This window comes from Arachidicoccus sp. (assembly GCF_050436765.1).
Classification (GTDB): Bacteria; Bacteroidota; Bacteroidia; order Chitinophagales; family Chitinophagaceae; genus Arachidicoccus.
Window position 1 is genome coordinate 1 of the sequence record NZ_JBNQGD010000117.1, and the last position, 9,173, is coordinate 9,173.

9 protein-coding genes are annotated in these 9,173 nt (G+C 34.3%); 4 read left to right on the forward strand and 5 right to left on the reverse strand.

Annotation, left to right across the window (positions count from 1 at the left end):
* Positions 1–358: 358 nt before the first annotated feature.
* Positions 359–1,366: a quinolinate synthase NadA gene (nadA, locus tag ACQR30_RS04765; RefSeq protein ID WP_429732017.1), complete on the forward strand. Its 1,008-nt coding sequence runs from the start codon at positions 359–361 to the stop codon at positions 1,364–1,366.
* A gap of 1 nt (position 1,367) precedes the next feature.
* On the opposite strand, the gene ACQR30_RS04770 is transcribed toward nadA, so the two are convergent.
* From ACQR30_RS04770 to ybeY, 3 genes are all read right to left on the reverse strand, one after another.
* Positions 1,368–2,165 (reverse strand): hypothetical protein, encoded by a 798-nt coding sequence (locus ACQR30_RS04770; RefSeq protein ID WP_429732020.1) that lies wholly within the window; start codon positions 2,163–2,165, stop codon positions 1,368–1,370.
* 72 nt (positions 2,166–2,237) lie between these two features.
* Positions 2,238–4,100, reverse strand: coding sequence for a tRNA uridine-5-carboxymethylaminomethyl(34) synthesis enzyme MnmG (gene mnmG, locus ACQR30_RS04775; protein WP_429732023.1), 1,863 nt, complete (start codon positions 4,098–4,100; stop codon positions 2,238–2,240).
* 84 nt (positions 4,101–4,184) lie between these two features.
* Positions 4,185–4,604: an rRNA maturation RNase YbeY gene (ybeY, locus tag ACQR30_RS04780; RefSeq protein WP_429732026.1), complete on the reverse strand. Its 420-nt coding sequence runs from the start codon at positions 4,602–4,604 to the stop codon at positions 4,185–4,187.
* Between the two features lie 97 nt (positions 4,605–4,701).
* Between ybeY and ACQR30_RS04785 the strand changes: the two genes are divergently transcribed.
* Entirely contained in the window at positions 4,702–4,926 is a 225-nt protein-coding gene (locus ACQR30_RS04785) for a FeoA family protein (RefSeq protein ID WP_429732029.1), read from the forward strand.
* Positions 4,927–4,935: 9 nt separating this feature from the next.
* Positions 4,936–5,511, forward strand: coding sequence for a nicotinate (nicotinamide) nucleotide adenylyltransferase (nadD, locus tag ACQR30_RS04790; protein WP_429732032.1), 576 nt, complete (start codon positions 4,936–4,938; stop codon positions 5,509–5,511).
* 12 nt (positions 5,512–5,523) lie between these two features.
* Here nadD and chrA read toward each other — a convergent pair whose 3' ends face one another.
* Positions 5,524–6,774, reverse strand: coding sequence for a chromate efflux transporter (gene chrA, locus ACQR30_RS04795; RefSeq protein WP_429732035.1), 1,251 nt, complete (start codon positions 6,772–6,774; stop codon positions 5,524–5,526).
* 153 nt (positions 6,775–6,927) lie between these two features.
* Here chrA and ACQR30_RS04800 point away from each other — a divergent pair, with 153 nt between their 5' ends.
* Positions 6,928–7,884: a diacylglycerol/lipid kinase family protein gene (locus ACQR30_RS04800; RefSeq protein ID WP_429732038.1), complete on the forward strand. Its 957-nt coding sequence runs from the start codon at positions 6,928–6,930 to the stop codon at positions 7,882–7,884.
* Positions 7,885–8,275: 391 nt separating this feature from the next.
* Here ACQR30_RS04800 and gap read toward each other — a convergent pair.
* Positions 8,276–9,173, reverse strand: an 898-nt coding sequence (gene gap / locus ACQR30_RS04805; RefSeq protein ID WP_429732041.1) for a type I glyceraldehyde-3-phosphate dehydrogenase, incomplete at its 5' end; no start/stop codon positions are given.

A 9,173-nucleotide genomic window follows, 5' to 3' on the forward strand; every position in this document is an offset into this window, starting at 1 on the left:
AGATAACATTAAAATAATAATAAAATAATGTGGAAATAAAAAGAATAAAAACCAGGTATTTTGAATAGCTCCCATTTTCGCCCTTTTTATATACTTTTTCCACATAGTTAATTAACTGTGGAAAGCTGTGAATTAGAAAATGTTTATTACTTTTTATATTATTCACATTTTAAGAAATAATTAGCTGAAATCTAATAAAGATAGTAATCTTAGTGTAAATAAAATTGTGGATTGATGGGGATAATTAAAAACTAATTAACTTTGATAAGTGTGAATAACAAAGTTGTCAAGAAATCCACACCCCTAATAATAATAGGTTTTTTAAATAAATAATGATATAATAATTACTACGACAGATATGAACATTTTAGAAGCAACAGAAAATTTAAATAAAAGAGGTTTTATGGATGTAGCGGTATCTCCCACTTTAGATTTATTTGCAGAGATAGAAAAATTAAAGAAAGAAAAGAATGCCATTATTTTGGCGCATTATTATCAGGAAGCCGATATTCAGGATGTAGCCGACTATATTGGGGATAGTTTGGGATTGGCCCAACAGGCTGCTCAGACTGGTGCTGATATGATTGTCTTTGCAGGTGTGCATTTTATGGCGGAAACGGCTAAAATTTTAAATCCTCAAAAAAAAGTGGTTTTACCTGATTTAAATGCGGGTTGTTCTCTGGCGGACAGCGCGCCTACAGATGCATTCAAGAAGTTCAAAGAGAAACATCCGGATCATATAGTGATTTCTTATATTAATTGTACAGCGGAAATTAAAGCTTTAAGCGACATAATTTGTACAAGTAGTAATGCTGAGAATATTGTCAATAGTATTCCCCTAAATCAACCTATTATATTTGCGCCGGATAAAAATTTAGGTGCTTTTATTAATAAGCAAACGGGGCGTAATATGCTTCTTTGGAATGGTTCCTGTATGGTCCATGAGATTTTTAGTTTGGAGAAGATTTTGAAGCTTAAAACGACGTATCCCGACGCTAAAATTTTAGCACACCCGGAGTGCGAAGAGATTATTTTGAAAGAGGCTGATTTTATCGGAAGTACTACGCAAATTTTAAATTTTGCAAAAACAGATACAGCTACTCAATTTATTGTTGCCACCGAAGCGGGAATTTTACATCAAATGGAAAAGGATTCCCCGAATAAGAAATTTATTCCTGCTCCGCCTAATAATGCCTGTGCTTGTAATGATTGTCCCTATATGAAGTTAAATACATTGGAGAAATTGTATTTATGTATGAAATATGAACAGCCGGAAATTTTAATGGAAGAGAAATTGCGCTTAGCCGCTCGTAAGCCTATTGTCAGGATGCTGGAAATTAGTAAAGCTACAGGGTTAATAAAATAACTTAATTGCCTGTATTTGTGAAAATATTTTGCTCTATTTTTTGTTTCTTTTTATACTCGATATATTTCTTGTAGGTTATTTGGATATATCGTCCTAATTCAATTTCATTCATTAATAATAGTTCCTCATAGGTAGGTCTGTAGCGTTTCATGTATTCATCTCGCGCTGTATCATACAGGCCGGTTAAAGTTTCTACTTTTTCTTTTGTGAACCGATGATCTATATATCTGTCCTGCTCAATCTCTAAGGCAAATTTATGGTAGACTTCCTGGCGTTTATTATAGCCAAACCTGAACATATTAACAACCGCATCCAAGTCTACGCCGATACCTGTTGGCGTTACGGATACCCCTTCACCAAGTGCCTCTGATGGTTTTTTCCAATTAAATATCTTAGAGTAGAAATTTCTTAAGAAAATGGAGTCTTTTAGGTAGTTACGGGTTTCTACAGTTACGGTAGGTAATATGTTATCTTGTTTAAGGTAGCTGGGTAAGTATATTCTGACTTCGAAGTTATTGGGATTTTTAATAGTATCTATTGCATATTTAATAGTATTCTTATAATTGTATCTAAACCAGATGGAATCCTTTATACCGGAGACTTTTATACTATATCCCCCATCGGGTTTACTAATAGATTTATTTCCAGAGGAAGTATAGACTTCAACTGAATCCAGCGGAGTTCTGTATTTATCTTCATAAACGAAGCCTTTTATGGTTGTTTGTGCGCACAGCGTAGTACCAGTATATGTGGAAAATATAAGTGCGATTAGGATTTTTATAGTGTGGTTTAACTTCAATAGATAGAGATTTCTAGACAGTAATATTACTAACTCTTCATAGATTGTTGAACTAATAAAATTGTAAATTTACTATCTACCCATATGTACCATTAATATTTGAATATCTGTAGGGTTAATACCACTTATTCTACTGGCCTGTCCGATTGTTTTTGGCCTTATTTTGACGAATTTTTGTCTTGCTTCGTTTCCTAGTGCTACAATTTTAGTGTAATCGAATGTAGTGGGAATAATTAAATCATCCATTTTATTTATGCGGCTGGCTATTTCTTCTTCCTTCTCTATATAACGTTCATATTTTAATTGTATTTCAGCTTGTTGGAGGATATTTATATTATAATTATTTAATATATTATTATTTGTATATTTAAATAATTCACTTAAATAAACATCTGGACGCAATATTAGTTTTGCTATTTTTTGTTTTTCGGTTATTGGTGTAGAATGGATATTTTCCAGGTAAGGGTTGATTTCTTCTGGTGTCAATGAAATTTCCTGTAGTTTTTTAATCAATTCTTTTATATTATTTTTTTTATTTACTACATTGGTATATCTATCTTCTTTAGCTAGACCTAAGTGGTAGCTTAATTCAGTTAATCTTAAATCAGCATTATCTTGTCTTAAGAGTGTTCTATACTCTGCTCTACTAGTAAACATTCTATAGGGCTCGTCGGTACCTTTGTTAATTAAGTCATCTATTAATACACCGATATATGCTTCATTTCTTTTTAATATTACCGGTGCTTTTTCATTGATGGCTTGACTGGCATTTATTCCTGCCATTAGTCCCTGGCAAGCTGCTTCTTCATAACCGGTTGTTCCGTTTATCTGACCTGCAAAAAAAAGATTTTTAATTAGTTTGGTCTCTAAATTTGCGTTTAATTGTGTTGGTGGGAAGAAGTCATATTCTATAGCGTAGCCCGGTCTAAACATTTTTACATTTTCAAAGCCTGGAATGCTTTTTAATGCTTTATGTTGAACATCTTCCGGTAAGGATGTTGAAAAACCATTTACATAGATTTCTACAGTTTTGAAACCTTCAGGTTCTATAAATAATTGGTGTCTATCCCTATCGGCAAATCTGTTTATTTTATCTTCAATGCTGGGGCAATATCTTGGTCCGGTTCCTTCAATCCTGCCGGCAAACATCGGACTTTGAGCAAATCCGGTTTTTAATATTTCATGGACCTTAGTATTTGTATAGGTAATATGACAAGGTAATTGTTGTTCTGGTTTTATTTTTTCTATGGACTTGTAGGAAAAGCCGACAATTTCTGTATCTCCGTCCTGAATTTCCATTTTACTGTAATCGAGGCTTCTTGCATCTACTCTTGGTGGCGTACCTGTTTTAAGTCTGTTACTTTCAAATCCATTTTTCACCAACTGTTCTGTTATTCCAATAGCGGCTCTTTCTGCTACTCTACCTCCGCCAAATTGTTTTTCACCTATATGAATGATGCCATTTAAAAAAGTTCCGCTTGTAATAATAACTGCTTTAGCTTTTATTTCGTGCCCCAATCCTGTTTTTACGCCATAGACTTTATTATCTTTTATTAATAGGCCCTGGACCATATCTTGATAAAAGTCTAGATTTTCAGTGTGTTCTAACATTTCTCTCCACGTTAATGCGAATAACATTCTGTCGTTCTGTGTTCTTGGACTCCACATTGCTGGTCCTTTACTCTTATTGAGCATTCTAAATTGAATCATACTTTTATCAGACACGATTCCGCTATAACCGCCCATTGCGTCTATTTCGCGAATTATTTGTCCTTTAGCTATTCCGCCCATTGCTGGATTGCAACTCATTTGTGCAATGGTATTCATATTCATGGTGATGAGTAATACTTTATTGCCCATGTTCGCTGCTGCTGCTGCTGCCTCACTACCGGCGTGACCTGCACCAGCTACAATTATATCGTACTCTTGAAACATTTATTTTTATTTAAGTGCAAAGGTAAATTATAAAAATAAATATAGTGTTTCACGTGAAACACTATATTTATTTTAGATAATAAACTATCTATACATCGCTAGATATTGATTTTCCTTTTTACGCATTTGTTCTGCCTCCGCCTTAGTTTTATCTTTATAACCACATAGATGTAAAGCCCCGTGAAATAAAACGCGTAACATTTCACTTTTAAATGAGGTGGACATTGTGATCGAATTATCTTTTACTCTTTCGACACTTATATAAACTTCAGCTTCTGTTTGATTATTTTTACTGAGTTCAAATGTTATAATATCTGTGTAATAGTCGTGTTGTAGATGTTGCTTATTTATTTCTAATAGATATTCATCAGAACAAAAAATATAATCAATTCTATTAAGTGACTTCTTCTCTAATTTAAAGAGTAACTCTATAAATTTTTTTACCTCTTTTTTATTTAAAAGGTGAACCGTTTGATCTATATAATGAAAAAATACTTTATCCATTCATTTTGTTGTTTAATTGTCAAAATTCGTAAATAAAATTCATTATTATAAGATGAATGCTTAAATCTAGTAAATTTGCGTACATTAATTATTGATTATGAAGAAGCTGTCTGATATAAGTGTGGGTAAGTCTGTGGTTATTAAAGAATTTGTGAATAACGAAATTTTTATAAAATTGATGGAAATGGGTTGTATACCTGGTGAAATTGTAAAAGTGGATCAAATAGCGCCGCTCGGCGACCCTATCTCTATTTCTGTTGTTGGATATAATCTTAGCTTACGATTGAATGAAGCGGAATATATTTTAGTGGAGGAACTCTAAATTATTGGCATGAAAATAGGATTATATTTTGGTTCTTTTAACCCCATACATGTCGGTCACATGATAATTGCAGAGCATGTAGTTAATCATTCGGATTTGAAACAAATTTGGTTTATCCTTTCTCCTCAAAATCCTCTAAAACCTTCAGGTGCCCTACTTAATGAATATGACCGGCTGCATCTATTAAATATTGCAATAGACGACAGCGAAAAATTTAGGGCGATGGACGTGGAATTTAAATTACCTAAACCATCCTACACGATAACCACGCTTGTGTATTTGGAGGAGAAATATCCGCAGCATGAATTTGTCGTTGTAATGGGTTCAGATAGTTTTACTAATTTATCTCGGTGGAAGAATTATGAGACTTTAATTAAAAACTATTCTTTCATTATTTATCAGCGGCCAGGTTTTGTAATCAATAAAGAGCTGTCAAAGCAAATAGACTATACTTTACTTGATGCGCCTCTTTTAGACATATCTGCAACATTTATCCGCCAACAATTAAAAGAGAAAAAAGGGATAAAGTACCTGCTTCCTCATGGAGTTTATGATGAAATAGAGCTGAATAAATATTATTTATAAAAATAATTTATATTAAAAAATAATACCTAATAGTAAGCATATCAATACGATATATGGTGCTCGTATTTTTGTATATCTGAGTAAAATAAATGTTCCCGCAATGGTGGACAGATTAATGATATGCTCAATATTCCCGTCAAATACGTTCACTGAAATGTCTTTTAAAAGATAAAAAGACGACGCAAAAATGATTCCTACAACGGCAGCATTTATTCCTTCCAAGGACCGATAGATGGCGGCATATTTTTTTAAGTTATTCCACACAGGGAAGAAGAATAATATCAGCAATGTAGAGGGCAGAAATATGGCAATCGTCGCAATAATACATCCCCAAAATTGGGACCAGAGCCCTTGCTTTTTCAATAACATTCCACCCACAAAAGCACTGATGGAAAATGTTGGGCCCGGAATAGCTTTCAACATTCCGTAGCCTGTTAAAAAATCATCATTTCCCATACTCAATACGTTTTTATTAGATTGAGCCACCGTATTGGGTCGTACTACGTACTGTCCATACATAAGAGGAGCTAAAACATCTCCCCCCCCAAAAGTTAGGGAGCCAAAGCGATAGCAGTTTTCAAACAAATTAAACTTCCCTCTTTGCGGCCAGTTTTCTCTTCTGGCTGTTTCCGAAAAAAAAGCGGCTAATAAAAAGACCGTAAAAAAAATGAGAATATTTGCCCAACGGATTTTTTTGGGTGGTGTTTCTTTTTGAGGGATACGTTTACTACTAAAGTTTGTGGCAATACCAGCTGCTACAATTACAGATGGAAAAACCCAGGGGGTTTTAAATAACAAATAAGTCACCAGTGCTGAAACGACCAATATTACCCGCGTAATCGTATTAGTAACAGATATTTTTAATAATTTAAAGGCCGAAAAGGCAATAAAGCCCACTGCCATAGGTTTTATATACTTAAAAATTTCTTTTGTATTAAGGGCGCTGGCATTCAAAAAATCTAATAAAAAGGATAAACCTCCCATAATTATAGTGGCTGGTAAAATCCAGGTTATCAGTGTGATAATTGCTAACCACAATCCCCCGCGCTTATAACCGATTAATGTGATGGTTTGGGAGGACGATGCACCCGGGAGCATTTGGCAAAAAGCATTATATTCTAATAATTCCTTTTCGGAGATATCGTTTCTTTCTTGTACAAAAGTCTTTAGCATCATTGCAAAGTGCCCCTGGGCACCGCCAAATGCCGTCAAAGTATAAAGCAGTACAGCTTTTAAAAATCGTAAATGTCTGATTAATTTCAAGCCTAAAACGATTAGTTGCTAAACGATAATATTATTTAAATAACCTCTATTATGGCTATAAAGGTATTTAATAATAGAGAAAGATTATTAACAATATCTAATCATTAAAAGAAATATCTTCGTAAGCCATAAGTTAATATCAAATATTGTATAATGGAAGTGTTTGAAAAGATACAATCGGTTGGTGTAAAACAAGTATTAATAGAAAAACAAGAAAGAAAAATTATTTATCTTGTAAATCCGGTTTCCGGAACGGCGAAGAAGACTACCTTGGTTAATCTTATAGAAAAAATAAGCAAGGATCAGAAATTATATTGTGAAATATTGCCCACAAATAAAAGGGGTAATTATGATTTTTTAATTGAAAGGATTTACAAAGAAAAAATCACAGACGTGGTAATTATTGGAGGAGATGGCACGGTGAACCATGTGGTGGGCGCATTATATAATCAACCAGTAAATTTTGGAATTATTCCTTATGGAAGTGGAAATGGATTAGCGAGAGCTGCGGGAATACCCTCCAAACCCAAGAAGGCGTTTGAACTTATCTTAACGGGTGAAGCGAGACCGGTAGACGCCTTTTTGGTGAACGAAAGATTTGCTTGCATGTTGAGTGGCGTTGGCTTTGACGCGAAAGTTGCACACGATTTTGCGACTAAAACATCAAGAGGATTGCTCACCTATACACAACAAAGTATCATCAATTATTTTAAAGCGCAACCCTACCAATTTGAAGTAGAGGTAAATAAGTTTGAATTTTTTACAGATGCCTTTTTTATAAGCGTTGCCAATGGTAATCAATTTGGAAATAATTTTACTATTGCTCCGGAAGCCAATATTTCTGATGGACAATTAGATATTGTAATTGTTCAGAAAATGAATAAGGCCAAACTTCCTTTTGCTGTTTTGAGGCAAATAAGAGGGAACAATAAGTTGGAGACATTGGTAGAAAATATTACACAAAGAAATATTCTCTATTTTCAGACGGAAGAAATTAAAATTAAAAATTTGAAAAATGCGCCAATGCATATCGACGGGGAGCCTGTCGAAACAGCAACTAACGTAGATATAAGAATTTTGCCAAAGTGCTTTAATTTAATTCAGCCTTAATTTCTTCGAAAGAACCCTCACTACCCTTCTGAATCGTTGCCCAATTCTGAATGCTGCAATGACTTGGACTATATTTTAAAGAAAATTATATACATGCAGACAATCTGTGTGGATATCTAATTTAATTTAGATCCAACAGGACTTTCTTTATAAATAGGATGTTGTATTTAAAAATGCGACGACTCTTTGTTTTTTGCTAAAGAACCTCAGTAAAAATAAAATAAGCAATCGTTTCTACTCCTTTTGGACATTTGCACAGCTGGTCAGAGAGCCTGTAGTGCACACCTTGCTGTAATGTAATATACGCTGGCGTAGCGTAGAATGATTTGAGAAAATACAAAAGCCTATCCAAAATTAACTGAATAGGCTCTTTAAAAAATTTGGAAATATATTAAGAAATCAATTTCGCAAAGTGGTGTACAGTACGTACCAATTGAGAAACGTAACTCATTTCATTGTCGTACCAGCTGGTAACTTTAACTAATTGGCGATCACCAACGGTGATAACTTTTGTTTGTGTTGCATCGAACAAAGAGCCATAGTGAATGCCTATGATATCTGTACTTACAATGAAATCCTCATTGTAGCCAAAGCTTTCATCACTTGCTGCTTTCATCGTTGCGTTTACTTCTTCTACTGTAGTCTTTTTAGCAAGAATTGCTGTTAACTCAGTTAAAGAACCGGTAATAGTTGGAACGCGTTGTGCACCACCGTCCAATTTTCCTTTCAATTCAGGCAGAACCAGGCCAATTGCTTTCGCAGCACCTGTTGAGTTGGGGACGATGTTTTGAGCCGCAGCGCGAGCGCGACGTAAATCATTTTTAGGATGGGGCGCATCCAGTGTATTTTGATCATTTGTGTAAGCATGCACAGTTGTCATACTACCCACTTCAATTGTAAATGCATCATTTAATGCTTTAGCCATTGGAGCAAGACAGTTAGTTGTACAAGATGCACAGCTGATAATCGTTTCACTGCCATCTAATATAGCATGGTTTACATTGAAGACAATTGTTTTTAAATCTCCTGTTGCAGGAGCAGAAATAACAACACGTTTTGCGCCTGCTTTAATGTGCGCTTCAGCTTTATCTTTATCTGCAAAGAAACCAGTACTTTCAATTACAACATCCACATCATGTTTACCCCAAGGAATTTGAGAAGGATCTCTTTGTGCATAAATGTTAATTTCCTCTCCATTTACCAGAATAGAATTTTCTGTACTTTTTACTTCTCCTTCAAAACGGCCTTGAGCACTATCATATTTTAATAAGTGTGCCAATGTAGCTGGG